This window comes from Desulfomicrobium salsuginis (assembly GCF_054657795.1).
This window is the reverse complement of record NZ_BAAHYA010000002.1, coordinates 578,419-604,751: the sequence shown is the minus strand read 5'-3', so window position 1 is coordinate 604,751 and position 26,333 is coordinate 578,419. Positions and strand designations below refer to the sequence as shown.

Sequence of the window (26,333 nt, the reverse complement as noted above, 5' to 3'; positions counted from 1 at the left end):
TCGTCAACTGACGCTAAAAATTCAGTTGAATGCCGCGGGCGCAAAAAAACCCGGACAAGTCGGGCCTCTCTCAACTGTCATTCTGACGGACCGTGCATGACACCTGCCGAATCCCGGCCATCCCCCTGAACGGGGTGCAGGGGGCCGCGCCCCCTGCCCGCCGGAGGCATCCCTATTCCTCCGCCACCCCCAGCCGCTCCCACTGCGCCCTCTCCTCAACGCGTGCGGCGGCGATGCGCGCGTCATCCCACGGTTCGATGACCAGGGCCTCGGCCACGAGTTGCCAGAGGTATTTCACCTCGTAGTCGCAGTCGGGGTAGAATTTCGGGATGCGGCGCATGATCTGGTCGCGGCAGTTGGAGCAGCCCACGACCACGACGTCGGCGCCGGAGTCCTTGATCTGGCGGTACTTGTAGCGCGCGTGCCAAGCCGATTCCTGTTCAAAGGGCATGGGCCACATGCCGCCGCCGGCGCCGCAGCAGAAGTTTTTGTCGCGGGTCGGGGTCAGTTCGACGAAATCCTCGACGCAGGCGGCGACGATCTCGCGGGGCTCGTCGAAGTAGCCGTGGCCGTAGTGGGCGGCCAGTTCGCGGCCGTGCTTGCAGGAATCGTGGTAGGTGAAGCGCTTGCCGCGGTGCACGGACCTGTCGAGGCGGATGCGGCCCGTGCGGATGAGGTTCAGGAGATAGTCGTAGAGGTAGACGAAGCCCACGGCGTTGTCGGGGTTCTCGGCCGTGAGGGCGCTCATGCCCTTGCGGCAGCCGTAGGACCCGCCGCCGCAGTCGGGCATGATCATGGTCCCGATGGCGTTCTCGCGCATGTACTCGATCTTGCGCCGCGCCAGCTCGCGGTTGGCTTCGTAGTTGCCGGTGAAGAGCGCCCAGTCCACGGCCTCCCAGCCCTCGGACGGGACGGTCCAGTTCTCGCGGGCGGCGTAGAAGATCTTCCACCACCAGAACTGGTCCTCGAAGTCGCCGTACACTTCCTTGGAGTTGGGAAAAAAGAGGATGTCCGCGCCCTTGCTGTCCACGGGCACGTAGAAGCCGGGGCACTCTTCGGCCAGTTCACGGCCGAGGTCGCGCATGCCTTCGAGGTATTCCTCCCGGCTGATGGCCAGGTTGTTGCCCGTGGCCAGATTGTTGGCCATGCCCTTGTGCAGGGATCCGGGCACGGCCTCGCGGGGACGCAGGCTCTTCATGTGGGCCATGACCGAGGGGATGTCGATGCCGGCCGGGCAGACGCCGGCGCAGCGGCCGCAGCCCGTGCACAGCCAGGGGAAGTCCGAGGCCACGACCTCGCCGACCAGGCCGTTGGCCAGCAGGCGCATGACCTTGCGCGTGTCCCATCCGTCCATGCCGGGTGTTCCCGTGATCGGGCAGCCATTGGCGCAGGAGCCGCAGACCAGACAGGAGGCGAAATCGAAGCGGTCCAGAAAGGTCCGCAGTTCATGACTCATGCAGTTTGGAGAGGTGCTCACGGAAACCCTTGCTCAATGGCGATAAAATATCCGTTAGCCGAGCGGAAAGGATAACTATTGAGCATCAATATTCGCAAGTCAACATTTTATGTTCGATAACGAACAAAAACGCACAATTTTCCCGCAGGCCGACAAGTCCTCTCAAGAAATGAGGTGCAACCCGTACTTGGCGTGGAGAAAAGATTGGAATTCCGCCACAAACTTAAAGCAGTTTACGAGCTTTTCACGTTCGGCAACGCTCAGCCTGTCCGGGCGGACGAAGTTGTCAGGCGGCATCCCCGCGCGCACGGCCGCGGCCTGGGCATGCAGACGCAGATCCTGAAAGAGGCGCAGTGCGTCCTCCATACCCGTGGCCATGCCCTCGGAAAAGACGCCCTCGCCGCGCAGGGCGTGAAGTCGGTCCAGGGTGTCCGTTTCGCGCAGACCGTGTTCCAAGGCCAGGGTCTTGATGCCCTGGGTCAGGGGGAAGACTCCGCCCTTCTTGATGTCCAGAGCGCCCTTGGCAGGCCCGCTGCGCTCGACGGCCAAGACGTTGAAGAAACCCAAGGGGGGAGGAAAGCGCAGGGCCTCGCGGGCCATGTACATGAGCAGGACGGGGGTGTCCCTGACCTGACGCGACACGTGCCCGCGCAGGTTCTCGAACAGGGGAGCCTCGCCGTGGACGTGGCGGGCATCGGCCAGTTGGGTCAGATGAAGGACGGCGTCGGCGTCGACCATGCGCGTCATGGCGCTCACGCCGTCGCGCCAGGCCGCGGCGCTGCGCCGCCAGACGGGGTTGTCCACCGTGACGCCATGGGGGCATGGCGGGACGCCCGCCTCGATGAGCATCGAGAGGAACAGCCGGCCCAAGGCTTCGAAATAGGACACGGCAGGCTCTTCGGACAGGGCGAAGACCAGGGCGTTGTCCTGGTCCGTGGCCAGGAGCTGCTCCCGGCGTCCCTCGCTGCCCAACACCATCAGGGAATACCCGCAGGGAGGCGGCCCCAGCTCCGCTTCGGCCATGACGGCGGCGCGGGCGATGATCCGGTCGTTGGCGTCAGCCACGAGACGCCCGACGCCGACGCCGTCCATTCCCCGGTCGGCGCAGCTCAGTACCAGGTCCTGCAGCCTGCGCACGTAGCTGGCCAGGTCCGGGCTGCACCCAACGACATCACCGGCCAGGTCGGGGGAAAACGACTCGTCGAACCCCATGTGACTCCGTTTTGGGGCGGCGCGTGCCGCCCCGGTTTATTCCGCGCCCACCCCGAGGTAGTTGCGCACGCGCTGGCTCTCGTACCGGGCCACCGCGTCGGTGTCAGGAACCAGGACCGACCCCAGCCACCCGGCGGCGAAGGCAGCGGGCAGCGAAATGAGGGCCGGATTCTTCCACGGGAAGATCGCCTGCGCGTTGCCGAGCACGTCGACCCAGACCGTGGGGCTGAGGATGATCAGCCCTACCGCGAGAACGGCACCCACGGCAATGCTCGCCGTGGCGCCGACGGTGCTGAAGCGACTCCAGACGATGGACATGAGCAGGGCCGGGAAGTTGGCGCTGGCCGCGATGGCGAAGGCCAGACCGACCATGAAGGCCACGTTCTGCCCCTTGAAGGCGATGCCCAGTCCGATGGCCAGGATGCCCAGGGCCACGGTGGCGCGCTTGGCCATCTTGACCTCGGCCTCCTCGGTGGAGCGGCCCGAGCGGAAGACGTTGGCGTAGAGATCGTGGGAGAAGGTCGTGGCACCGGCCAGGGTCAGGCCTGCCACCACGGCCAGGATGGTGGCGAAGGCCACGGCCGCGATGAAACCCAGGAACATGATGCCGCCGGTGACCTCGGCCAGGAGCGGGGCCGCCATGTTGCCGCCCTTGTCGAAGCCGGTGATGACGTCCTGGCCCACGAGGACCATGGCCCCGAAGCCGATGATGAAGGTCAGGATGTAGAAATAGGAGATCAGGCCAGTGGCGTAGAACACGGATTTGCGCGCGGCCTTGGCGTCGGGCACGGTGTAGAAGCGCATGAGAATGTGCGGCAGGCCGGCCGTGCCGAACATGAGGGCGATGCCCAGGGACACGGCGTCCCAGGGGTTGGAGACCAGTCCGCCCGGTTCCAGGACCTTGGGGCCGTACCGGAGCACGGCGGCGTCGAACAGGTTGACGGGGTCGTAGTCGAAGCGCGCCAGGACCATGACGACGACGATGGTCGCCCCGCCCAGGAGCAGCACGGCCTTGATGATCTGCACCCAGGTCGTGGCCAGCATCCCGCCGAAGAGCACGTAGGCGATCATGATGGCGCCGACCACGACGACGGCCGCCTCGTAGGGCAGGCCGAACATGAGCTTGACCAGGGACCCGGACCCGACCATCTGCGCGATGAGGTAGAAGGCCACGGTCATGAGGGAACCGCACGAAGCGGCCACGCGGATGGGTTTCTGGCGCAGGCGGTAGGCCACCACGTCGGCGAAGGTGTACTTGCCCAAGTTGCGCAGGGGTTCGGCGATGAGGAACATGATGACGGGCCAGCCCACGAGGAAGCCGATTGAGTAGATGAGGCCGTCGTAGCCCTTGAGGGACACAAGGCCGGCGATTCCCAGGAAGGACGCCGCGCTCATGTAGTCGCCGGCCAGGGCTATGCCGTTCTGCAGGCCCGTGACCGATCGGCCGGCGGCGTAGAACTCGGAAGCCGTCCTGCTGCGCTTGGCCGCGTAGTAGGTGATGACCAGGGTGAAGGCCACGAAGGCCAGGAAGAAGCCGATGGACACGACGTTGGGCTGGCCGATGGAGGACGCGAACTCGTTCATTTCCCCTCCCCCCTCATGCCGTCCACGAGGTCGCGCACGGACTCGTCGTAGACGCTGTTGGCCCAGGCCACGTAGATGCCGGTCAGCACGCAGGCCGAGAGAATGACGGCCAGGCCCACGGGCACCCCGAGGGTCAGGTGCTCGCCGACCTTGAGGGCCAGGAGATCGCGGCGAAAGGCCAGAATCAGAATGAAGCCGAAGTAAATTGCCAGGATGAGGGTGCTGAGAACAGCCGAAACGGCCCTCTTCCTGGTGACGAGTTCCTGGAATCGCGTCTGATCCAGGCTGCCGATGGACACGATTGGCATGAAGTCCTCCCTTGCTGCGGTGAAACGGGGCGCCGGTTCATTCCGGCAGCCCCCTTCGTACCATAGTTCACAAGGGAGGCACGCCTTTCTCGGTCAGAGGGACGTTGAGCCCACTATACGGCATGGCGCCATCGGCGTCCCGCAAGAGGCCATTGGCCTGCGCCCCGCCGCCGCTGACCGCGGACATCCCCCGGCGGCCCTTGTCAGCCGCCCGGTTTGCGGGATTCGATCCGGCCAAGAAGAGGCCACGGGGCGGTCGCGAGACATCGATTCCGACCGCCATCCTCGGCGAACGGCGCGTTTTGTCGGACGGATGCACACACGTACGTAATCTGCGTCTTGTCTGATAACCTCGAATGTGCAATACTTTCTACCGATTCGTCAGACATGTGTATGACAAGCAGACCGAAACCGGAGCCCGTATGTCCCAGCCCCCCGTCATCCTGATCATCGAGGATGAGGATTTTCTCCGCTCATCCCTGGCCGACTACCTGGAGGACCATGGCCATACGGTCATGACGTCCCCCAACGCCGAAGACGGTCTGCGTCAGGTGGAAACGGGCAGTCCGCAGATCTGCATCGTGGACATGCGCCTGCCCGACATGAACGGCAACGAGTTCATCCTGCGCGCCTGCCGCCTCGATCCCAAGCTCAGGTTCATCATCTTCACGGGCTCGGTGGAATACAACCTGCCCGAGAGCCTCTCAGCCATCGGCCTGACCACGTCGGATATCCTGTTCAAACCCCTGACGGACATGAACGTCCTGCTCACCAAGATCGCCGAGTTCGCGCCCGCCTCCTGACCTATCGCCTTAGCCTTGAATTTCCTGGAAATTTCCTTTAGGTGCAAAGCGATTTCCGACCACCGCCCACCAAGGACTGCACATGCGCATCGGACTCGCCACCGCACCCGTTCCCGCGTCCATCGAAGACGCCGTCGAGACGATACTCGGCTACATCTCCCATGCGGCGTCCTTCGACGTCGAACTCCTCTGCTTTCCCGCGGCGTATCTGCCCGGGCTGCGTGGCCGGAAATTCCGCATCCCGCTCAGCGAACAGCACCAGATCCGTGAGGCCCGCGACCTCATCCGGCGGAAGGCGGCCGAACATTCCATCGGCGTCATTCTGCCCATGGAATGGCCCTCGGACAAGGGCCTCTTCAACATGGTCCAGGTCATTTCGCCCACCGGCAGCATTTTGGGGACGCAGTGCAAGATCCAGCTCGATCCCGGCGAGGAAGACATCTATGTGCCCGGCAAGGGCAGGCGGATGTTCGAAATGGCGGGGGTCAGGTTCGGCGTGGTCATCTGCGACGAAGGCTGGAAATACCCGGAGACCGTGCGCTGGGCCGCCCGTCGCGGGGCCAGCATCGTTTTCCACCCGCAGTGCACGGGCAGCAACGTGGCCGGGCACACGCCCCGGCACTGGTGCGACCCCGACGCCCCCTACTACGAAAAGGCCATGATCTGCCGCAGCGCGGAGAACGGCGTCTACTTCGCCAGCGTGAACTACGCCCTGGCCCGCCAGGAGTCGGCCACGAGCGTCATCGCCCCCGACGGCACCTGCCTGGCCCACCAGCCTTACGGACAGCCAGGCCTGCTCATCCAGTTGGTGGAGACGGACCTGGCCGACAACCGCACGGCCGACCGCTACGCCCCCGAACGCTACTGAAGCGTCTCAGGGCTCAAGCCCGAACTTCCTCATCTTGCTGCGCAGGGTGACTCTGGTCACCCCGAGCACTCGCGCGGCCTCGCTCTTGTTGTGGCCGACCTGCTCCAGAGTACGCGCGATGGCTTCGCGCTCGGCGTCCTCCAGTGACGCACCGGCGGCTCGCACGGAAACATCGTGGTCGTGTCCCGGCCCCGGATCTCCTGTGCGCAGGCCCGCGGGCAGGTCCCTTTCCGTGATCATCTCGCCCGGTGCAAGGATGACGGCCCGCTCCACGGCGTTCTCCAGCTCGCGCACGTTGCCCGGCCAGTCATGGCGCAGCATGAGGTCCATGGCGCGGGGTGTGAAGCCGCGGAAACTCTTGCGGTTGCGCTGGGCGAAGCGGTCGAGGAAATATCTGGCCAAGAGCGGAATGTCCTCCGGCCTTTCACGCAGGGCCGGAACGCGCAGGGCGATGACGTTCAGTCGGTAGTAGAGGTCCTCGCGGAAATGCCCCGCGGCCACTTCGGCCTGCAGGTCGCGGTTGGTGGCGGCGATGATCCGCACGTCCACGCGCACGGGCCTGTCGCTGCCCAGGCGCTGCACCTCGCCCTGCTGCAGGGCCCGCAGCAGCTTGGCCTGCAGGGCCACGGGCATCTCGCCGATCTCGTCCATGAACAGCGTGCCGCCGTCGGCCTGCACGAAAAGCCCGTCACGCTGGCGCTGGGCCCCGGTGAAGGCGCCCTTCTCGTGCCCGAACAACTCGCTCTCCAGCAGATTCTCGGCCAGGGCGGCGCAGTTGACCGTAACCAGCCGTCGCGCGCCGCGCGGGCTGCCCTCGTGCAGGGCCCGGGCCACCAGTTCCTTGCCCGTGCCGGACTCGCCCAGAACCAGGACCGAGGCCTCGGACGGAGCCACGGCCCGGATCATGGCGAAAAGCTCGCGCATGGCCGGGGCGGACCCGATCATGCCGGCCGGGACGGCCGGCGACTCCCCTTCCTGGCCCTGCCGCAGACCGCCGTGCGCCAACGCCCGTTCCAGGCCGCTGCGCAGCTCGTCGAAATCCAGGGGTTTGTGCAGATAGTCGAAAGCCCCGGCCTTGAGGGCGCCCACGGCCGTGTCCACGGAGGAGTAGGCTGTCATGATCAGCACGGGCAAGCAGGGGTTGAAGGCCTTGATGCGCCGCAGGGCCTCGATGCCGTCCACCTCGGCCATGCGCACGTCGGTCAGGATCACGTCGTAAGCCTTCCGACGGACCATTTCGACGGAGTCCGAGCCGTCGGGGGCCGTCTCGACCTCGTACCCCCAGCTTTCGAGCATGGCCGTGAGCATGGTCAGGTGGGCCCGGTCGTCGTCGACCACGAGAATGCGCGCCTTCATCGTCTCTCTCCTCGTTTCGGCAGATCCAGGGTCACCTCGGTCCCGCGCCCGGGCTCCGAGGCGATGCGCACGCGGCCGCCGTGGGCCTCGACGACGGTTCGCACCGTGGCCAGCCCAAGCCCCGTACCCTGGTTCTTGGTGGTGAAATAGGGGTCGAAGACCCGGTCCAGGTCTTCGCGCGGGATGCCAGGGCCCGTGTCGGCCACGCGCAGTTCCAGACGATCCCGCACGGCCTGGGCCGAAACGCTCAGAGTCCCGCCGTCCGGCATGGCCTGGATGGCGTTCAGCAACACGTTCAAGACGGCTTGCAGCATGCGGTCCGCATCCAGCACAACCGGGCCGACGTCTCCGAAACGCGTCTGCACGGCGATGCCCCGGGAACGGCAATCGTGCTCCACAAGCCTGAGGGCATGGGTCAGCAGATCCGCAGGGACCGTGTCGGCCAGCCGCAGCTCCGACGGACGCGTCAGTTCCAGCAGCTCCGAAACGACGCGGTTCAGCCGGTCCGCCTCGCCGATCATGACCTCGGCCAGCTCATGGTCCTTGGAGCCGGGTTCGAACTTGGTCCGGAAATACGTGGCGAAGCCCTTGATGGAGCTCAAGGGGTTGCGGATCTCATGCGCCACGCCAGCGGCCAGGGTGCCCATGGCGGCCAGGCGTTCCTGGCGAGTCACCTCGGCCTGCAGGACGGCCACCTTGCGCCTCCAGGAAAGCGAGGCGCCGCCGGCGAAGACAAGGGTCAATCCCAGCCCTGCAGCCATGGCCAGGGTCAGGATGTCTTTACGCGCGGCCTGCAGATAGAGGGCGGCGTCCAGCCCCACGGCGATGACGACGCGTCCCTCCGGCTGCACTTCCGGGGAGTGCATGCCCCCGTGCATGGAATTGCGTATCGGTCGACGGGGCGGCCGCGACAGGCGGTAGACCACAAAGACCGGCTCGCGGCCTTCGCGCACGACACGCCAGGAGGGATCTTCCGAGACGGGCAGCGCCGACAGGACCGTGGCCGGTGCGGCCGCGCCGTCCTCGGCCTCGCTCAGGCTCTCGACGCTGCCGTTGTCGTCGATGACGGCCACGAAGCGCAGGTCGCCCTCGCGGACCATCTCGTCCATCAGCCCGCGCAGGCGGAACTGCCGCCCCTCCATGCCACGCATGCCCATGCGCCGGCCTGCCTCGACGGCGCGGATGAGGGTCTCCCCCTGGGTGGTCAGGATGCGGGCGATGGTCCGCTGCTCCCGCGCCCGGCCCTGAACCGCGATCCAGATGAGAAAAAGGGCCGCGGCGACGGCCAGGATTATCAGGGCCCGTCGGTAGCCGGAGGGCACGGCCGTGCCCGTGGATTTCGTATGTGTGGCGTCCATGATGCCTCGCGCGGGACGTGGAAGGGATGTTCCCGTAGGTTCCCGCGGTGTTGGTGTGAAAGGAAAGGTACCAGTGAAGGGAATGCATAGCAATTTCCCTGCCCGAGCGCCCAGGCCAAACCGCGTTGCCAGGCCGGGCGGTATTTCGTAGGCGGGAGAAAAAGGAGGGGCAATGCAGCTTCGCGAACTTCAGGACGACATCGACGCATGGGTCAGGACCTACGGGGTCCGCTATTTTTCCGAATTGACCAACCTCGGCATCCTCATGGAGGAAGTCGGCGAAGTGGCCCGGATCATGACCCGGCGCTACGGGGATCAGAGTTTCAAGGGGACCGAGAAGAACGATCTGGCCGACGAACTGGCCGACGTGCTCTTCGTGCTGACCTGCATCGCCAACCAGACCGGCGTGGACCTGACCGAAGCCGTGCGCTCCAATCTGGAGAAGAAAACCAGACGCGACAAGGATCGGCACTGGAACAACCCCAAGCTGACCCGCGGCACGGATGGTCAATAACTGACCAGGCGGCATGGCGGGCCTGATCAGTTTCTATCCGCCGGGACGTCCCGAATCCTGCCCGAATACCGATCTGAAAAAATAAACCGATTAAATTCAGCGAGTTAAACGCAGGAAAACGACTTGGCACGGCCCTTGATATTCTCTGTGCACAAACGATGTCACATCAACCACCGGAGGATATCATGAAAAGAACGAGCATCATCGCAACGCTGGCCATCGTCGGCATCATCGCAGTCAGTTCCCTCGGCTTCGCCGGCCCCATGCGCGGCATGGGCGGACGCGGCGACTGCCAGGCCCTGGACCGCAACCCGGCCGTGGCCCAGCTGACCCAGGAAAAGCAGGATCTGCTGAAGGCCATCCTGGACGAGCATCGCAAGGAAACCCAGCCCCTGCGCGACACCATGTGGGAGAAGCGCACCCTGCTGAAGGCCCTTTCGGGCAACCCCAACACCAAGCCCGAAGCGATCACCGCCCTGGTGCGCGAAATGGGCGACCTGCGAGGCCAGCTCCACGCCAAGCGTGACGCCCTGGAAGCCCGCGTGCAGAAGGACGTGGGCATCGACCTGCCCATGGGCTTCGGCCACCGCGGCGGACATCGCGGCATGGGCGGACGCGGCCAGGGCGACTTCGGACCCCGCGGCATGGGCGGATACGGCCAGAACGACCTCGGACCCCGCGGCATGGGCGGCTTCGCCCCCTGCACGGCGAACCCGGACAATTCCGGCCCGGACGGCGACAACATCTAACCCCGCGCATCCCGCCCGGCACGGCGCCATCGCCCCTCTCCCCCCTGGCGGCCTTCGGGCCGCCTTTTTTGTCCTTGCCCCACGCTCCCGGGCAGCCTATAGCCCCGAACCATGAGCCTTTTCACACGCCCCACCCTGGCCCAGCCCCCCTTCCTGCCCATGACCCGTGCTGAAATGGAACGTCTGGGCTGGGACGAGCTCGACGTGCTTCTGGTCAGCGGCGACGCCTACGTCGACCACCCGTCATTCGCCATGGCGCTCCTGGGCCGGACCCTCGTGGCCCACGGCCTGCGCACCGGCATCGTCACCCAGCCGCGCTGGGACGGACCCGAGGACCTGACCGCCATGGGCCGGCCACGCCTCTTCGCCGGGGTCTCGGCGGGTGCCATCGACTCCATGCTGGCCCACTACACGGCCTTCCGCAAGAAGCGCTCCGAAGACGCCTACACCCCGGGCGGGATGGCCGGGGCGCGCCCCAACAGGGCGTGCATCGTCTACACCAACCTCCTGCGCCGGGCCTTCCCCGGGCTGACGGTGGTCCTGGGCGGCATCGAGGCCTCCCTGCGGCGCATCACGCACTACGATTTCTGGACCGACGCCCTGCGCAAGCCCATCATTCTCGACGCAAAGGCCGATGCCGTGGTCTACGGCATGGGCGAGCGGGCCCTCATCGACATCGCCCTGCGGCTGGAGAGAGGTTCGGATCTGACGGGCATTCCCGGCACCGTGACCGCGCCGACGGGCGCGGCCGCCGAAGCCGTCGACGCGGCCATCCTCTTTCCCAGCCACGAGGAAATCGTGGCCGACCCGAAGCTCCTCATGCGCGCCACCCTGCTCATGGAAAAACAGGTCCACGACGGGACGGACCGGGCCGCCCAGCGTGCGGGCGACCGCGTCGTCGTGGTCGAGCCGCCGGCGCAGCGCCTGGCCACGGCGGAGATGGACCGTCTCTACGCTCTGCCCTTCGCCCGCACCGCCCACCCATCCTACGACAAGCCGATCCCGGCCGAGGAGATGATCCGTGACTCCGTGACAAGCCACCGCGGCTGCGGCGGCGGATGCTCCTTCTGCACGCTGGCCCTGCACCAAGGCCGGCGCATCGCCTCGCGCAGCAGCGCCTCCATCGAGGACGAGGTCAGGAGCATGACCCAACGCCCCGGTTTCCGGGGGCAGATCACCGACGTGGGCGGCCCCAGCGCCAACATGTGGGGGGCCGAGTGCGCCAAGGACGACAAGTCCTGCAAGCGCGCCAGCTGCATGACGCCCACGGTCTGCCCCCATTTCCGCATGGACCAGAAGGCCCACCTGGACCTTCTGCGCCGGCTGCGCAAGATGCCCGGCGTGAAGGGGGTGCGCGTGGCCAGCGGCGTGCGCTTCGACCTGGCCCTGCAGGACATGCCCGCCCTGCAGGGGTACCTGCGCGAATTCGTCGGCGGCCAACTCAAGATCGCTCCCGAACACGTCTGCGACAACGTGCTGCGCCTGATGCGCAAGCCCGGCATCCGCGTCTTCGAGGAATTTCTGACGGTTTTCGCCCGCGAATCCGAACGGGCCGGCAAGGAACAGTACGTCATCCCCTACCTCATGAGCGCCTTCCCCGGCACCACCGACGAGGACATGCGCACCCTCGGGCGCTGGCTCGCCACCCGCGGCTGGAAACCCCGGCAGGTGCAGTGCTTCATCCCCATCCCCGGCGCCGTGGCCACGGCCATGTTCGTGGCCGGCATCACTCCCGACGGCAAACCCGTCCATGTGGCCCGGACCGACGAGGAGCGGCTGCGCCAGCACCGCATTCTCATGCCGCCCGAGGAGCACAGGCCCGCGCGCAAGGGCGCATCCCCGGTCAAGCCACACAACTCGCCGCGCCCCGCCTCCTGCGGCGCCGCCTGTCCGCGCCAGAAACCGGGCGAACGGAATGCATCACCGCAAAAACGCGCGGAAAAATCTGCGCGACGAGTGAAACGCTAGCCCAACCCTCTTTTTTTGCCCCGCCCGCACCTGAAGTCGGGGTGAAATTTTTATGGCTGTCTTTTCAAGAAGATAGTTGTCTTTTTATTATTTCCGCTTTAATATCAGGGACAAGTGACATTTCCTGTCTGCCTCCCGCACGGCCTGCGGCCGCGAGATGCGGTTCCACGACAGCCCAATGAATTTTTTTTGGCAAACATGTCCAGAATAACTTCCCAAAGTTCTTGGTTTTTATTATCAAGGTTTCAATTTTCGGGGGAAAGCCGCACGCGGACCGGACATGGCCAAGGCCGCAGCGGTGTGATGACAGGGATGGAACATGCCGGCATGGGAGAAACCCGCGCCGCGATCCGCAGTATTCACGAATCGCAATCCGGAGCAGAAGATGAACAAAAGCGAACTTATTCAGTCCCTTGCAGAAAAAATCAAAATCTCCAACGATGAAGCGTCGACCATCGTCGACAGCTTCTTCGATTCCATGCGCGACGCGCTGCTGCGCGGGGACCGGATCGAAATCCGCGGGTTCGGCAGCTTCAAGATCAAACAGTACGAAGGCTACGTAGGGCGCAACCCCAAGACCGGCGACTCCGTGCAGGTCAAGCCCAAGAAGATGCCTTTCTTCAAGGCGGGCAAAGGACTGCTGGACTTCCTGAACAGCTAAAACCCGTTGACAGCAGGCCGTTTCGGCGCAATTGCTCGCGGCACACTTTCAACGACGGTTTCAATCGGTCTCTCCAGGAAGGATTGAATGCCGTGTCATGGAGCTCCGGCATTGCATTCCGTTATCCAGCGCGTAGCAGCCATCCACGATCTCTCCGGATTCGGCGGGGGGTCACTCTCAGCAGTGATCCCCATTCTTTCGGCCATGGGCATACAGGTCTGCAGCCTGCCCACGGCCATCCTCTCGACCCACACGGGCGGCTTCACGGACTTCCATTTCCGCGACCTGTCCGACGACATGCGCCTCATCATCACGCACTGGCGCAGGCTGTCCCTGTCCTTTGCCGCCATCTACTCCGGGTTCCTGGGCTCCGTCGAACAGATCGACATCGTCCGCGACTTCATCCGCGACTTCCGCAACCCCGACACGCTGGTGGTCGTCGATCCGGTCCTGGGCGATGACGGCAGGCTCTACGACACCATGGGCGAAGGGATGGTGGCCGGCATGCGCAGCCTTGTCGCCTCGGCCGACGTCATCACCCCGAACATCACGGAAGCGGCCCTGCTGCTGGGCGAATCGTCCCTGCCGACCCCGTCCGACACGGCCGAGATCAAAGCCTGGACCGCCGCCCTTTCGGACCTCGGACCCCGCTGCGTCATCATCACCAGCGTGCCCGAAGACTCTGTCCGGGGCACGTCCGTCGTGGCCTACGACCGCGCGGCCGGCCGCTACTGGAAAGTCGCATGCCCTTACATTCCGGCATGTTACCCTGGGACTGGAGATATCTTCGCCAGCGTGATAAGCGGATCCCTCCTGCAGGGCGACTCGCTCCCCCTGTCCCTGGACAGGGCCGTGCAGTTTGTGTCCATGGCCATCAGGACGACATTCGGCCACAATTTTCCGGAGCGCGAAGGCGTTTTCCTGGAACGGGTGCTGCCAAGCCTGAACGCACCCGTGTCCATGAGCAGCTTCGAACTGATATGACTCCGTACCGCGGCATCTTCGTCAGCGACCTGGACGGCACCCTGCTGCGCGACGGACGCATCTCCCCCGAGGATCTCGACGCCTTCGCGACCCTCGGCGATCACGGCATCCTGCGGGTCGTCGCCACGGGACGCGCCCTGCACTCGGCCGAAGCCTGCCTGCCGGACGGCTTTCCGGCGGACTATCTCGTTCTTTCCACGGGAAATCAGGTCGTGCACTGGGGAACCCGGGAGGTACTGCGTTCTTCCCGCTTGTTGGCGGACGAAATTCAGGCTATCTGTTCAGCTTTGCGCGGGCTCGACCTGAGCTTCATGGTCCATGACGATTTCCCCGGGAACCGGGGTTTCGCCTTCAGCCGAGGCCGGAAGCGGGTCGAGGACTTCGAGCGCAGGCTGGCCCTCTATGCGGCGCATGGACGCGAGATGAGTGGTTGCCCGGGCATGGACGCCGCGTCCCAGGTTCTGGCCGTTGTCGACGCCGAGGACGAGGGGATGCATGCGCTCCTCGCTCGGGAGTTCGCGGGCCTGAGCGTCATCCGGGCCACCTCGCCCCTGGACGACCGCTCCGTATGGATCGAGATTTTCGCGGCGGGCGTCTCCAAGGCCAAAGGCGTGCGGGACATCGTCGACCGTCACGGACTGCAGGAAACGCTGATCGCCGCCATCGGCAACGACCACAACGACAGGGACATGCTCGACATGGCGCATGTGCCCTTCAAGATCGGAAATTCATTTTTGGGCGACGAAACCTACATCACCGCCCCGAACACCAGCGATGCGGTGGCCAGAGCTATCGCGCACTATATGGAATTGCTGCAGGCAGACGCAGAGCGTTCATGAAAAGCATATTCGCCTTCCCCGCGCTGATCGGGGCAACTTCGCTGTCCATCGTGCGCAACGTGGGACAGTGGGGAGTCTTCTCCCTGATGTCGCTCCTGGGCATGATCCACGTGCGCAAGCTTTTCCCCAAGGTGCTCTACAACATCCACTTCATCGGCTTCAAATCCCTGAACATCATCATTCTCGTGGCCTTCTTCACGGGCATGGTCCTGGGACTGCAGGGCTACTACACCCTCATCAAGTTCAGCGCCGAAGGCATGCTCGGCGTGGCCGTGGCCCTATCCCTGGTACGCGAACTGGGGCCGGTGCTGACGGCCATCATGCTGATCGGCCGGGCAGGGTCGAGCATCAGCGCCGAGATCGGCATCATGCGCATCTCCGAGCAGATCGACGCCCTGTCCACCATGGACGTGGACCCCGTGCGCTACCTCGTCACGCCCAAGGTCATCGCCTCCCTGATATGCTTCCCACTGCTGACGGCGATCTTCGACTGCGTGGGCATCATGGGCGGCTACTTCTCGTCCCTGCTCCTGAGCACCCGCTCGGGCATCTACTTCAGCAAGATCCAGTCGAGCCTGCTCCTGGAGGACGTCACCGGGGGCTTCATCAAATCCTTCGTCTTCGCCTTCATCGTCATCACCATCTGCTGCTACTGCGGCTACTACACCCACCAGAACCAGTCGAGCGCCGGCGCCGAAGGCGTCAGCAACTCCACGACATCGGCCGTGGTCCAGTCCTGCGTGTACGTCCTCATCGCCGACTACGTCATAACCTCCTTCCTGATGTGAGCCCATGAGCGAGACACCACTCATCCAACTGCGCAACATCACGAAGGCCTTCAGCGGCAGGACCATCCTGAAGAACGCCTCCTTGGATATCCGGCGCAACGAGATCACGGCCATCATCGGCAAGAGCGGCGGGGGCAAGAGCGTCCTGGTCAAGCACATCATCGGCCTCATCGAGCCCGACAGCGGCGACATCGTCTTCGACGGCCAGGCCTACTCGACCATGAACCGCCGTCAGTTTTCGGCCGTCAAGAAGCGCTGCAGCTACATGTTCCAGAACAACGCCCTCTTCGACTCCATGACGGTCTTCGAGAACATCGCCCTGCCCCTGCGGGAGAAGTTCGTCTTCAAGCGCCGTCAGATCGAGGACAAGGTCAGGGCGCGCATCGAGCAGCTCGAACTGCAGGAAGTGGCCCAGATGTACCCCAAGCAGATCTCGGGGGGCATGCAGAAACGCGTGGCCCTGGCGCGGGCCCTGGTCACGGAGCCGGAGATCATCTTCTTCGACGAGCCCACCACGGGCCTGGACCCCATCCGCAAAAAGACCGTCTTCTCCATGATCCACCATTATTACGAGAAGCTGAACTTCACCGCGGTCATCATCACCCACGACATCCCGGACATCTTCTACATCGCCCAGACCGTAAACATCCTGGACGAGGGACACATCGTCTTTTCGGGCTCCCCCATCGCCCTGGAACAGTCGGCCGACCCGGAGCTCTACCCTTACACCCACGGCCACGAACTGCTCATCGACGAGCTGACGGGACTGCACAACAGGCTGGCCCTGACCCGCAAGATCGACGACTTCAGCGCTGAATCGGGCCGGGACGAGCACGTGGTCGTGGCCACCATCCGCCTGGTCGGCATGCGGACCATCATGGACTACAAGGGGAACCTCCTGGCCCACGCCATCATCAAGCAGCTGGCCAGATACGTGCAGGGCTTCCTGCCCGCGGGCGCCTGCGCCGGAATGTTCTCCAAGGAAATCCTCGTCCTGGCCGCCAAGACCAGGGACGCATCCCTTCTCGAAACCTTCCTGAAGCGTCTCGCGGACTATTTCGGGGCCCTGAGCGTCGAAACCTTCTGCCATCGGCACAGACTGCAGGTCGAAATCGGCGGGACCCTAGCCACCAAAGGCGTCAACGCCTGCACGGCTGTCCAGGAAGCACTTGCAACCTCCAAGAAGTACGTATGAAAATCTCAAGCTCATCCATGCACATCTCCATCGGCCTGTTCATCCTGATCGGGCTCGGCTGTACGGCGTATCTGGCCATGACCCTGGCCAACACGACATTCTTTTCCGGCGACTCGTACATGATCTCGGCCAAATTCACGGCCGTGAACGGCTTGCGCCCTGGAAGCAACGTCGAAATATCCGGCGTGGCCGTGGGCAAGGTCGCCGACATTACCCTGGACCAGACCCTGTATCAGGCCGTGGTGACCATGCAGGTCCAGAACGCCGTTGGCATCCCCGTGGACTCCGTGGCGGCCATCAAGACCAGCGGCCTCATCGGCGACAAGTACGTCAGCATCACGCCCGGCGCCGATGACGCCATGCTCGAGACCGGAGGCGTGATCCAGGACACCCAGGCTGCCCTCGACATCGAGGAAATGATCTCCAAATATGTATTCGGAAGCGTCGAAAAATGAAAAAACTGTTCCTTCTCCTGCTCCTTTTGCCCACCGTGGCCCTGGCCCTGGACACGCCGACAAGTTACATCCGCTCCAACGTCGATGCCGTGGTCGCCATCCTGTCCTCGCCCGAATACAAGGACGAGGCCACCCGTGACGCGCAGATGCAGAAAATCGAAGGCATCGTCGACGGGTTCTTCGACTCCGAGGAACTGTCCAAGCGCTCCCTTGGACAGTACTGGCGGACCTTCACCCCACAGCAGCGCGACGAGTTCCAGGTCCTGTTCCTGGAACTCATCAAGAGCGTCTACCTGAAGAAATCCGTGGCCTACAACGGCGAGGTGGTCGCCTTCAACCAGGAGATCGTCAAATCAGACACCCTGGCCGAGGTGCATACGACCATCACCTCGCCGCAGCTGAATATCCCCGTCATCTACTACATGCTGCGCAAGGACGCCTCCTGGAAGGTCTACGACGTGTCCGTGGAGAACGTCAGCCTGGTCAAGAACTACCGGTCGCAGTTCCAGAGCATTTTGCAGAAGAATTCGCCCGATCAACTCATCGCCATCCTGAAGGAAAAAACCAATGAGTAAACGCATCCTCATCCTCGTGTGCGTCGCCCTGGCCGTGTTCATGCTTCAGGGCTGCGCCGGAAAGAAAACCGCCCCCTCCATGGCCGCAGACGCCTCGGCGCAGGCCGTTCAAAACGGAGACGAATACGAGGACAACGGGAACGGCGAGCCCTACCCCGACTCCATCGAAGGCTTCAACCGAGGCGTGTTCTCCTTCAACGACGGGTTCATCACCTACGTCTTCTCGCCCTTCGATACGTTCTACACCGGCTTCTTTCCCCAGGACATCCGCAACGGCTTCGGCAACTTCTACCGCAACCTGGCCTACCCCGTGAGGCTTGTGAACGCCCTGCTGCAGTTCAAGTTCGACAAGATGGCCAAAGAGACGGCCTCCTTCGCCCTGAACACGGTCTTTGGCGTGGGCGGCCTGTTCAACGTGACCCGCAACATGCCAGCCCTGCAGGCCTCCCCCGAGGACTTCTCCCAGACCCTGGCTTTCTACGGACTCGGTGAAGGCACGTACGTCGTACTCCCCATCATGGGCCCGTCCTCGGTACGCGACGTATTCGGCACAGTGGCGGACTCCTTCCTGAACCCCCTGTCCCTGGTCACGCCCGACAGCGCCAGGTACGCCCTCGTCGGGCATGACAAGACGAACGCGGCGTCGGCGGCCTTGCCGGCCTACAAGGAGATCAAGAAGGAATCCTTCGATCACTACACGAGCATGAAGGACGTCTTCTTCCAGTACAGGCGCGGCCTCGAAAAGGAATAGCGACAGGAACGTGACGCCACGCGGCCACGCTTGACTTTTTCCCATGCGGGCGATCTTTTGATGGCTGACCTCGAACAGGATCACCCCAACGATACGGAGGAAGACATGTCCGACAAGAAGAAGCTCGTGGAAATCGAAGAAACCCGCCTGGCCTACATGGCCGGAGTGCTGCTCAAGGAAGTCGCGGAAGGTCTCTCCCGCCGCCAGATCGAATTCGCCACCGAAGACGGCCCCGTGACGGTCGCCGTACCCAAGGACGTAGAGATCGAATACAGCGTGGAACGCAAGGAAAAGGACGGCGAAGCCAAGACCAAGCTGGAGATCGAAATCAGCTGGAAGACCTGCTGAGGCATCTGCCCGTTACCCGAAGCCCTGCTGAGACTCACTGCACGAAAACCCTCGTCGCTCCATGCGGCGGGGGTTTTCGTTTGCTGTATCTTTACCGCTGCTTCACTGTAAGCGCTCAGCGAAGCCCATCTTCCAATAATTTCAAGCTATGAGATAAAGGACCTTCAATCCAAGGAGGTCCTTATGAAATCTCACATCCGCCAGAACCGCGCTGCCCGATGGCTCGCTCATGTTGAGCATTGGCGGCACAGCGGCATGAGCAAGGCCGCGTATTGCACGGCGCACGGCCTGAATTTCAGCTCATTCCGGTACTGGCTGCGTAAATCGCGCTCGGCATCAGTGGACGTGTCCGCCTTGCCGCCCGCAATCGTCCCTCTCCCATTCACCCTGGCACCGAAGGCTCCGTCCATCGGATTGATGGTCGGCACCCGTTACGCCCTCGATATCCCGGCCGACTTCGACGAGGTCACGCTGACCCGGCTGTTATCCGTGCTGGAGCCCCGATGCTGAGGATGCCCGCGGCCAAGGTCTATCTCGCTCCCGGCACCACGGACATGCGGGCCGGTATCGACAGGCTGAGCATGATGGTCCAGGGAATCCTTGATCTGGATCCTTTCTCCGGGCACCTCTTCGTCTTCTGCAACCGCAGGCGCGACGCCATCAAGGTGCTGTATTGGGACCACAACGGATTCTGTCTCTGGTACAAGCGCCTGGAGAAGCATCGTTTCTGCTGGCCCGAGCGGGTGTCCGAGGTCATGAACGTCACCCCGCAGCAGCTCGGCTGGCTCCTTGATGGACTCACGCTGACGCCGCAAGGAGCCCATCAAAGACTATACTACAAATCGGTTCTCTAGCAATAAAATCCTTGCTATTTCAATGCATTATTGCTAAATGCATTTGCATGGGAGACATTGAAAACCTTCCCGACGACGTCGGGCAACTCAAGCATCTGGTCTGCGACTGCTACCAGCAGATTAACCATCTCCAGGACCGCGTGGCCCTGTTGCAGGCCGCCCTGTACGCTCCCAAGTCCGAGAAATCCAAAGACCTCTACCAGGGCATTCTGCCGCTTCCCATCGTCAGGATCGCAGAGGCGAAACCGGTAGAAGTACCCGTCGTCGAGGTCCCGGCCCACACCAGAGCAAAGCGGGGACGTAAGCCCCTGCCGGACAATCTGCCGCGCATCGAAATCACTCACGATTTGCCCGAGGACCAGAAAGTCTGCGCCTGCGGGACCTGCCTGAAGCGCATCGGCGAAGAAGTCTCCGAAAAGCTCGACTACGTCCCGGCCATCATGCAGGTCGAGCGCCATATCCGGCCCAAGTACGCCTGCCCGGCCTGTGACGGCGAGGAGGGCATGCCGGTGGTGCGCATTGCGCCCATGCCGCCGCAGATCATCCCCAAGGGCATCGCCACGCCGAGCCTGCTGGCGCAGGTCATCACCGCAAAGTTCGTCGATGCCATGCCGTTCTACCGCCAGACCAAGCAGTTCGCCCGCCTGGGCGTGGACATTCCGCGCCATTCCATGTCCGGATGGGCCATGGCCGTGGCCAAGGCGCTGGAACCGCTCCATGAACTGTTCCAGGCGGAGATCCGATCCGGCCCGGTCATCAACATGGACGAAACCACCCTGCAAGTCCTCAAGGAGCCTGGACGATCCGATACCTCGACGTCGTACCTGTGGCTCTTCCGTGGCGGCAACCCCGAGCGGCCGACCGTGGTCTATCGTTACGATCCGTCCAGATCGGGTTCCGTCCCCAGAGAGTATCTGGGCGAGTACAAGGGCTACATCCAGACCGACGGCTACTCCGGGTACCAGACTCTCGGTGAATCGGATGGCATCATCCATGTCGGCTGCATGGCCCACATCCGTCGTAAGTTCATGGACGTCCAGAAGGCGACCTCGAAAAAGATCATGCACGGGACGGCCAAGGAGATCCTGGATCTCATCGGCCTGCTCTACAAGGTCGAGCACAACATCAAAGAACTGGAGCCGGAGGAAAAGGTCGCCAAACGCAGGGAACTGGCTGTACCCATCCTCGACGCGATACGGACCATCCTCGATGAGCGCATCGATCACGTCCCGCCCAAAAGCCTGCTCGGGCAGGCCATGACCTACGCCCGAAACCAGTGGCGCCGGGTCGTGCGCTACGTGGACTGCGGCCTGCTCACGCCCGACAACAACGCGGCCGAGAACGCCATCCGCCCCGTGGCCCTGGGTCGGAAAAACTGGCTCTTTGCCGGCGCCCCCAAGGGCGCTGACGCCAGCGCCATGCTCTTTTCCCTGGTGGAAACCGCCAAGGCCAACGAGATCGAGCCCCAGGCCTACCTGAAATTCCTCTTCGAACGCTTCCCCGCAACGCAGACCACGGAAGACATGCGGGCGCTCATGCCGCAGCACGTGGACCGATCCCTTCTCCCAAGCCTCCCCAAGCCCAAACCGCGCAAAAAATAGGGTATTTTTCCTTCATGCCTTATCGCAGATCATTTGCCACCATGGAAGATGGGGGCGATTGAGCGGTTACGCTTCACTGTTGCGGAACGGCTCAGAACCCGACGGTCGGAGCGCCCACCAAACGTCGTTGAAACCTTACTGGCACGCTTGAAACGCGATGGGGCCGGAATTTCTTCCGGCCCCGGTACAGGCGAGCTCGAAGGAACAGGCGCGGGGCTGGGCCCGCCGGTGGTTTCGGCTACATGAGCGACGGCAGAAAAGTCACGATCTGGGGAAAGAGGAAAAGCAGGACGATGCCGAGCATGGTCGCCATCAGGAACGGGTAGATGCCGCGGAAGATGGACTCCAGGCTGATGTTCTGCTTCATGCCGGTGGTCACACCGTAGACCACGTAGACGTTGATGCCCACGGGCGGCGTGATGACGCCCATCTCCGTGACCAGGACGATGATGACCCCGAACCAGATGGGGTCGTAGCCGAGGTCCATGACCACGGGATAGAAGACGGGCACGGTCAGCATGACCATGGCCAGGGAGTCCATGAAGCAGCCGCCGAGGAAGTAGATCAGGACGATGAGTCCCATGACGGCCAGGGCCGGGACGTCCAGGCCGCCGATATAGCTTGCCGTGGTGAAGGGGATGCGGGTCACGGCCAGGAACTTGCCGAAGACCACGGCCCCGGCCACGAGAAAGAGGATCATGGCCGAGGTCCGCAGAGTCTCCTCCAGGGATTTCATGATCAGCTTCAGGTTCAGCTGACGCCGGACCAGGCCGAGCACGAGCACGCTGAAGGCGCCGACGGAGGCTGCCTCGGTGGGCGTGAACCAGCCCTTGAACAGACCCGTCAGGACCACGGCAAAGACGATGAGGGTATCCGTCAGGCCCGAAAGGGACCTGATGCGCTCGGGCCAGGAGAAGTGTTCGGCCGGCGGTCCGTAGTCGGGATGGCGGCGGCAGGTGATGGCGATGGCCGCCAGGAAGAGGCCCGTCAGCATGAAGGCCGGCAGGATGCCCGAGACGAAGAGCTTGCCGATGGACTGCTCCGTGAGCACGCCGTAGATGATGAGCACCACGCTCGGCGGCATGACCATGCCGAGCCCCCCGCCTGCGGCCACGGCGCCCGCGCTCAGGCGGTCACGGTAGCCGAACCGCTTCATCTCGGGGATGGCCACGGTGGCCATTGTCGCGGCCGTGGCCGGGCTCGATCCGCAGACCGCGCCGAAGGCCGTGCAGGCCGAAACCGTGGCCATGGCCAGGCCGCCGCGGATATGCCCGAAGAAGCGGTAGGCCGTGGAGTAGAGGCGGCGGCTGATGCCGGCGTTGAAAGCCAGTTGCCCCATGAGGATGAAGAGCGGGATGGTCGTCAGGTCATAGGAGACGAAGACTTCGTACATGCTGCGGCTGATCATGTTCAGGCCGCCCTGAACCGAAGTCAGGACAGAGAACCCGACGAAACCGACAACGGCCATGACGAAAGCCACGGGCATGCGCGTGCAGAACAGGGCGAGCATGGCCGCGATGCCGATGAAACCGATGACGGCCGGGTTCATGACTGCCTCCACTGGTCGAGGAAACGGAGGAAGTCGACGATCATGGCCAGGGTGGTCACGGCGAAGCAGGCGGCGAGAACGTAGATCAGGACATGCTCGGGCAGTCCCAGGTTCATCGACACCTCGCCCGAGAGCTGCTTGTCACGGGCGTAGAAGCCTATCATGACCGTGGCCGTGGCGAAGAAAAGGATCGAAAGGATCTCCCGAAAAAGCTTGAGCCGGCGGCGCACCCGCATCGACAGAAGCTGCACGAAAACCTCCACCCCGATGTGGGAGCGGTGCGAGTGGGCGTAGGGCAGGGTCAGCCCCAGGGCCAGAACAGCCAAAAAGCTGACCATCTCCTCGGATCCGAAGATCGGGCTCTGCTTCAGCCGCCCGCTGATGTCCGCCACCGTGATCAGGACCATGGCCATCAGGCTCAGACACGCGGCCACGCGCATGACGCTTTCGACCCTGGCCAGTATTTTTTCGATTCCTTCCACAAATACGCTCCCTTACGCGAAAAGGCGGCGACGCCCTGAGTTGCGGTGGCCACAACACAGACCGTTGCCGCCTGTCAATCGATAATCGAACTGTCTACTTCAAATTGGCGCGCATGAAGTTGACCACGGCCTTGCCGTCGGCACCGGCCTTGGCGCACTCGGCCTCATACTCGGTGAAGATGGGCTCCATGGCCTTGGTCCAGCGCTCGGCCTCGGCCGGGTCCAGGGTGACCACGGCATTGCCCGGCTGGGCCAGGAAGAAGTCGAGCCCCTCCTTGTCGCTGTCGTCCCAGGCCTGGCCGTGCTTGCCGACCCACTCGACGCTGACGTCGGTCATGGCCTTCTGCACCTCGGGGGACAGGCCAGCCCAGACGCCCTTGTTGATGACCACGAAGAAAGTCGTGGTGTAGGCCACGGCCGTGGTGTCCGTCAGGTAGTCGACGACCTCGGCCATCTTCCAGCCCTTGTTGGTTTCCACGGGGTAGATGCCGCCGTTGACGACGCCTTTCTGGATGGACTGGTAGGAGTCGGGCATGGACATGGCCACGGGATTGCCGCCCAGGGCCGTAATGACGGCCGCGCTGTTGCCCGTGGCGCGGATCTTCATGCCCTTGAGGTCGTCCATGGTCTTGACCGGCTTGCCGGCGGTGTGCAGCTTGCCCGGTCCGTGGGCGTGGAAATACAGGACGTGGACGTCGTCGAACTCCTTGGGCTTGAACTTCTCGAAGACGGCGTTGGCCAGGTTTGTGGCCTGGATGCCGGACGTGTAGCCCATGGGCAGGTCAACGCCGGACAGGACCGGAAAGCGCCCCTTGGTGTAGCCAAGGGCCGAGAGGCCGATGTCGGAAATGCCCTGGACCACGCCGTCATAGCAGTCCTTGGGCTTGGTCAGGGTGCCGGCCGGGTAGTAGTCGATGACAACCTGCCCGTTCGTGCGGGCCTCGACCTCGCGGCACCACTGTTCGGCCAGCTGCGACTGGATGTGGGTCGGCGGGAAGAAGTTGCTGTAGGAGAGTTTGACCGGCCCGGCGGACATGGCCGAACCCGAGAAGCCCAGGACAAGCACGGCGGCGACCAGCGCCGCGACCCGAAAAGACAGCCTCATCTCGAAAATCCTCCGTGTGACAGGTGCGGCCGCGCCCCATGCGCCGGCCCGTTTCATGCCTGGGTGTCCAGGGCGTTGGCCAGGGCCAGCCGCATGGCGGCCCGGCGGAAATCCTTGCGGTCGATGGTGCCCGTGCCCAGCAGCGAATGGATCAGGAAACCCTCGAACAGGGCCGTGTTCAGGGCCCCGATCTTGCTCGCCGGGTAGCCGCTCTTCACGTACGGGGCGACGATGTCCTCGAAGATATCGTTGGACAGCCTGTAGAGGGACTGGTTGAGCTGGGCGCGGAGTTCCTCGTTGCGGGAGGCGTGAATGGTGAACTCCAGGAAGACCGATGACCAGTTGCGATCGTCGATCATGGTCTCCAGAAAATCGAGGATGCGGTCCATGACTTCTTCAAGACTGCGGGCATGTTTCAGGGCCGCGTCGCGCATGGCCCGGTAGGACTGCATCTTGATGGCGATGATCTCCAGCATGATCTCGTCCTTGCTCTGCCAGTGCCGGTAGAAATTCCCCTTGGCATAGCCGGCGTCGGCCGTGATCTCGGCCACGGTCGTGGCCACGAACCCCTTGGCCGCGAAGAGCCTTTCGGCGGATTCGAGCAGCTCGCGCTGGGTCTGAAGCGATTTTTCCTGCTGTTTCCTGGCCACGTCATCCCCTTAAATTGGACAATGGTCACAAAATGACCAGAAGTCATTTTATGACCACTTATTCGCGCACCGGCCGCAATGTCAAGCGCCATCGAGAAGATTCCGCAACCTCTCTTGCGGAACACCCGAAACGCCCCACTATCCTTGACAGCCTCCGAGCCCCCGACTAGCCTTCCACCCACTTCGGATACCTTCGGGTGTAAAAGGGAATCCCGTGCAAATCGGGAGCGGACCCGCCGCCGTGAGTTTCAGCAAGGCCATCCTCCGCGCTGTCCACTGGGAACCATCCTGGGAAGGACGAGGACGGTGAAACGAGTCGGAAGACCTGTCCGAAGACCAACCACAGTCTGTGCCGTCCGCAACGGGGGTTTTGCGGGCCGCGCCCCGGACCCGCGTCCGTCTTCATCCATTTCCCCCGCCAAACCTGGAGGTCTCATGTTCAAAGCCTCGCATGGTTGCGGACTCGTTCTCGTCATTTCCCTTATGTTCCTCGGCGCCCAGGCTTTCGCCGGCCACGGTGGGGATCGGCCGACCAAAAAGGGCATCCTGCTGGTCGCCTTCGGTACCACGGTTCCCGAGGCCCGCGCCGCCCTGGACACCATCGACGCCAGGGCCAAGGCCCGCTTTCCCGACCTGGAGGTGCGCTGGGCCTATTCTTCGCGCATCGTGCGCCAGAAACTGGCCGACGAGGGACTGCACTTCGATTCCCCGGCCATGGCCCTGGCGCGCATGATGGACGACGGCTTCACCCATGTGGCCGTGCAGTCCCTGCAGACCATCCCCGGCGAGGAGTTCCACGCCTTGCAGCGCACGGTCGAGGCGTTCTCGGGCCTGCCCAAGGGCATGGAACAGGTGACCCTGGGCCTGCCGCTCCTGGCCGAACCGGCCGACGTCGAGGCCTGCGCCAAGGCCGTCATGGCCAGCCTGCCGCCTGACCGGAAAAAGAACGAAGCCGTCATCCTGATGGGCCATGGCACCCATCACCCGGCCAACATCTACTATCCCGGCCTGCAGTACTCCCTGAGCCGCCTGGACCCCCTGGTCCTGGTCGGCACCGTCGAGGGCACGCCATCCCTGGACGATGTGCGCGCGACTCTGAAAGAACGAAAAGTCAGGAAAGCCTGGCTCCAGCCTCTCATGGCCGTGTCCGGCGACCACGCCGTCAACGACATGGCCGGCGGCGGGGACGACTCTTGGAAGTCCGTGCTCACGGCCGACGGCGTGGCCTGCGAAGCGGTGCTGCGCGGCACGGCCGAGATCCCGGCCTTCGTGGACATTTGGCTTGACCACCTACAGGCCGCCGTGGAGCGGTTGAACTGA

The 26,333-nt window shown here is 63.7% G+C and carries 28 protein-coding genes and 1 riboswitch; of the genes, 18 read left to right on the top strand and 10 right to left on the bottom strand.

All coding sequences use genetic code 11. The annotated features are described in order from the left end of the window. Positions 1–172 precede the first annotated feature (172 nt). The 4 genes from ACYQ3G_RS09945 to ACYQ3G_RS09930 form a co-directional block, all read right to left on the bottom strand. The gene (locus tag ACYQ3G_RS09945; RefSeq protein WP_459825448.1) at positions 173–1,477 is read right to left on the bottom strand and encodes a (Fe-S)-binding protein; all 1,305 of its coding nucleotides are present in this window, start codon (positions 1,475–1,477) and stop codon (positions 173–175) included. 141 nt (positions 1,478–1,618) lie between these two features. Beyond that, positions 1,619–2,668 carry a putative nucleotidyltransferase substrate binding domain-containing protein gene (locus tag ACYQ3G_RS09940; RefSeq protein ID WP_459825446.1) on the bottom strand — a complete coding sequence of 350 codons (1,050 nt, stop codon included), beginning with the start codon at positions 2,666–2,668 and terminating at the stop codon, positions 1,619–1,621. Between the two features lie 36 nt (positions 2,669–2,704). Continuing rightward, entirely contained in the window at positions 2,705–4,252 is a 1,548-nt protein-coding gene (locus tag ACYQ3G_RS09935) for a sodium:solute symporter family transporter (protein ID WP_459825444.1), read from the bottom strand. Continuing rightward, positions 4,249–4,560 (bottom strand): DUF485 domain-containing protein, encoded by a 312-nt coding sequence (locus ACYQ3G_RS09930; protein ID WP_459825442.1) that lies wholly within the window; start codon positions 4,558–4,560, stop codon positions 4,249–4,251. Before ACYQ3G_RS09930 ends, ACYQ3G_RS09935 begins: the two co-directional genes overlap by 4 nt. A gap of 422 nt (positions 4,561–4,982) precedes the next feature. On the opposite strand from ACYQ3G_RS09930, the gene ACYQ3G_RS09925 reads away from it, so the two are divergent. Further along, positions 4,983–5,363 (top strand): response regulator, encoded by a 381-nt coding sequence (locus ACYQ3G_RS09925; protein WP_459825440.1) that lies wholly within the window; start codon positions 4,983–4,985, stop codon positions 5,361–5,363. Between the two features lie 82 nt (positions 5,364–5,445). Continuing rightward, positions 5,446–6,231: a carbon-nitrogen hydrolase family protein gene (locus ACYQ3G_RS09920; RefSeq protein WP_459825437.1), complete on the top strand. Its 786-nt coding sequence runs from the start codon at positions 5,446–5,448 to the stop codon at positions 6,229–6,231. Positions 6,232–6,237: 6 nt separating this feature from the next. Here ACYQ3G_RS09920 and ACYQ3G_RS09915 read toward each other — a convergent pair whose 3' ends face one another. Then, a complete protein-coding gene (locus ACYQ3G_RS09915) occupies positions 6,238–7,587 on the bottom strand; it encodes a sigma-54-dependent transcriptional regulator (protein WP_459825435.1) in 1,350 nt (449 codons plus the stop codon). Beyond that, positions 7,584–8,945 (bottom strand): two-component system sensor histidine kinase ZraS, encoded by a 1,362-nt coding sequence (gene zraS, locus ACYQ3G_RS09910; RefSeq protein ID WP_459825433.1) that lies wholly within the window; start codon positions 8,943–8,945, stop codon positions 7,584–7,586. The genes ACYQ3G_RS09915 and zraS overlap by 4 nt, the downstream gene beginning before the upstream one ends. A 172-nt stretch (positions 8,946–9,117) precedes the next feature. Here zraS and ACYQ3G_RS09905 point away from each other — a divergent pair, with 172 nt between their 5' ends. The 15 genes from ACYQ3G_RS09905 (at position 9,118) to tnpC (ending at position 21,227) form a co-directional block, all read left to right on the top strand. Then, positions 9,118–9,459: a nucleotide pyrophosphohydrolase gene (locus ACYQ3G_RS09905; RefSeq protein ID WP_028577257.1), complete on the top strand. Its 342-nt coding sequence runs from the start codon at positions 9,118–9,120 to the stop codon at positions 9,457–9,459. A 185-nt stretch (positions 9,460–9,644) separates the two neighbouring features. Then, on the top strand, positions 9,645–10,208 hold the full coding sequence (locus ACYQ3G_RS09900; RefSeq protein ID WP_459825431.1) for a periplasmic heavy metal sensor: 564 nt from the start codon (positions 9,645–9,647) through the stop codon (positions 10,206–10,208). Between the two features lie 111 nt (positions 10,209–10,319). Beyond that, the gene (locus ACYQ3G_RS09895) at positions 10,320–12,176 is read left to right on the top strand and encodes a YgiQ family radical SAM protein (protein WP_459825429.1); all 1,857 of its coding nucleotides are present in this window, start codon (positions 10,320–10,322) and stop codon (positions 12,174–12,176) included. A gap of 385 nt (positions 12,177–12,561) precedes the next feature. Then, the gene (locus ACYQ3G_RS09890; protein WP_028577258.1) at positions 12,562–12,837 is read left to right on the top strand and encodes an HU family DNA-binding protein; all 276 of its coding nucleotides are present in this window, start codon (positions 12,562–12,564) and stop codon (positions 12,835–12,837) included. Positions 12,838–12,948: 111 nt separating this feature from the next. Beyond that, positions 12,949–13,821, top strand: coding sequence for a pyridoxamine kinase (locus ACYQ3G_RS09885; protein ID WP_459825428.1), 873 nt, complete (start codon positions 12,949–12,951; stop codon positions 13,819–13,821). Further along, a complete protein-coding gene (locus tag ACYQ3G_RS09880; protein WP_459825426.1) occupies positions 13,818–14,660 on the top strand; it encodes an HAD hydrolase family protein in 843 nt (280 codons plus the stop codon). Before ACYQ3G_RS09885 ends, ACYQ3G_RS09880 begins: the two co-directional genes overlap by 4 nt. Then, positions 14,657–15,448, top strand: a complete 792-nt coding sequence (locus ACYQ3G_RS09875) for an MlaE family ABC transporter permease (RefSeq protein WP_028577261.1) — start codon at positions 14,657–14,659, stop codon at positions 15,446–15,448. The genes ACYQ3G_RS09880 and ACYQ3G_RS09875 overlap by 4 nt, the downstream gene beginning before the upstream one ends. Positions 15,449–15,452: 4 nt before the next feature. Continuing rightward, positions 15,453–16,643, top strand: a complete 1,191-nt coding sequence (locus tag ACYQ3G_RS09870; protein WP_084435463.1) for an ATP-binding cassette domain-containing protein — start codon at positions 15,453–15,455, stop codon at positions 16,641–16,643. Further along, complete coding sequence (mlaD, locus tag ACYQ3G_RS09865) at positions 16,640–17,098, top strand: outer membrane lipid asymmetry maintenance protein MlaD (protein ID WP_028577262.1); 459 nt, start codon at positions 16,640–16,642, stop codon at positions 17,096–17,098. The genes ACYQ3G_RS09870 and mlaD overlap by 4 nt, the downstream gene beginning before the upstream one ends. Continuing rightward, positions 17,095–17,673: an MlaC/ttg2D family ABC transporter substrate-binding protein gene (locus ACYQ3G_RS09860; protein WP_459825422.1), complete on the top strand. Its 579-nt coding sequence runs from the start codon at positions 17,095–17,097 to the stop codon at positions 17,671–17,673. The genes mlaD and ACYQ3G_RS09860 overlap by 4 nt, the downstream gene beginning before the upstream one ends. After that, positions 17,666–18,424, top strand: a complete 759-nt coding sequence (locus tag ACYQ3G_RS09855) for an MlaA family lipoprotein (RefSeq protein ID WP_459825420.1) — start codon at positions 17,666–17,668, stop codon at positions 18,422–18,424. Before ACYQ3G_RS09860 ends, ACYQ3G_RS09855 begins: the two co-directional genes overlap by 8 nt. Before the next feature lie 60 nt (positions 18,425–18,484). Then, positions 18,485–18,772: an amphi-Trp domain-containing protein gene (locus ACYQ3G_RS09850; protein WP_459825418.1), complete on the top strand. Its 288-nt coding sequence runs from the start codon at positions 18,485–18,487 to the stop codon at positions 18,770–18,772. Between the two features lie 183 nt (positions 18,773–18,955). Then, the gene (gene tnpA, locus ACYQ3G_RS09845) at positions 18,956–19,282 is read left to right on the top strand and encodes an IS66 family insertion sequence element accessory protein TnpA (protein ID WP_459821402.1); all 327 of its coding nucleotides are present in this window, start codon (positions 18,956–18,958) and stop codon (positions 19,280–19,282) included. After that, a complete protein-coding gene (tnpB, locus tag ACYQ3G_RS09840) occupies positions 19,276–19,626 on the top strand; it encodes an IS66 family insertion sequence element accessory protein TnpB (RefSeq protein WP_459821400.1) in 351 nt (116 codons plus the stop codon). Before tnpA ends, tnpB begins: the two co-directional genes overlap by 7 nt. Before the next feature lie 47 nt (positions 19,627–19,673). Beyond that, entirely contained in the window at positions 19,674–21,227 is a 1,554-nt protein-coding gene (gene tnpC, locus ACYQ3G_RS09835) for an IS66 family transposase (protein WP_459821398.1), read from the top strand. Positions 21,228–21,465: 238 nt separating this feature from the next. Here tnpC and ACYQ3G_RS09830 read toward each other — a convergent pair whose 3' ends face one another. The 4 genes from ACYQ3G_RS09830 to ACYQ3G_RS09815 form a co-directional block, all read right to left on the bottom strand. Next, positions 21,466–22,776 (bottom strand): TRAP transporter large permease, encoded by a 1,311-nt coding sequence (locus ACYQ3G_RS09830; protein WP_459825416.1) that lies wholly within the window; start codon positions 22,774–22,776, stop codon positions 21,466–21,468. Further along, a complete protein-coding gene (locus ACYQ3G_RS09825) occupies positions 22,773–23,258 on the bottom strand; it encodes a TRAP transporter small permease (protein ID WP_459825414.1) in 486 nt (161 codons plus the stop codon). The genes ACYQ3G_RS09830 and ACYQ3G_RS09825 overlap by 4 nt, the downstream gene beginning before the upstream one ends. Before the next feature lie 94 nt (positions 23,259–23,352). Further along, positions 23,353–24,363, bottom strand: coding sequence for a TRAP transporter substrate-binding protein (locus ACYQ3G_RS09820; RefSeq protein WP_459825412.1), 1,011 nt, complete (start codon positions 24,361–24,363; stop codon positions 23,353–23,355). Between the two features lie 53 nt (positions 24,364–24,416). Then, positions 24,417–25,013 carry a TetR/AcrR family transcriptional regulator gene (locus tag ACYQ3G_RS09815; RefSeq protein WP_459825410.1) on the bottom strand — a complete coding sequence of 199 codons (597 nt, stop codon included), beginning with the start codon at positions 25,011–25,013 and terminating at the stop codon, positions 24,417–24,419. A 168-nt stretch (positions 25,014–25,181) separates the two neighbouring features. After that, a riboswitch (cobalamin riboswitch) is annotated at positions 25,182–25,360 on the top strand. An 88-nt stretch (positions 25,361–25,448) separates the two neighbouring features. Between ACYQ3G_RS09815 and ACYQ3G_RS09810 the strand changes: the two genes are divergently transcribed. Then, on the top strand, positions 25,449–26,333 hold the full coding sequence (locus ACYQ3G_RS09810; RefSeq protein ID WP_459825408.1) for a sirohydrochlorin cobaltochelatase: 885 nt from the start codon (positions 25,449–25,451) through the stop codon (positions 26,331–26,333).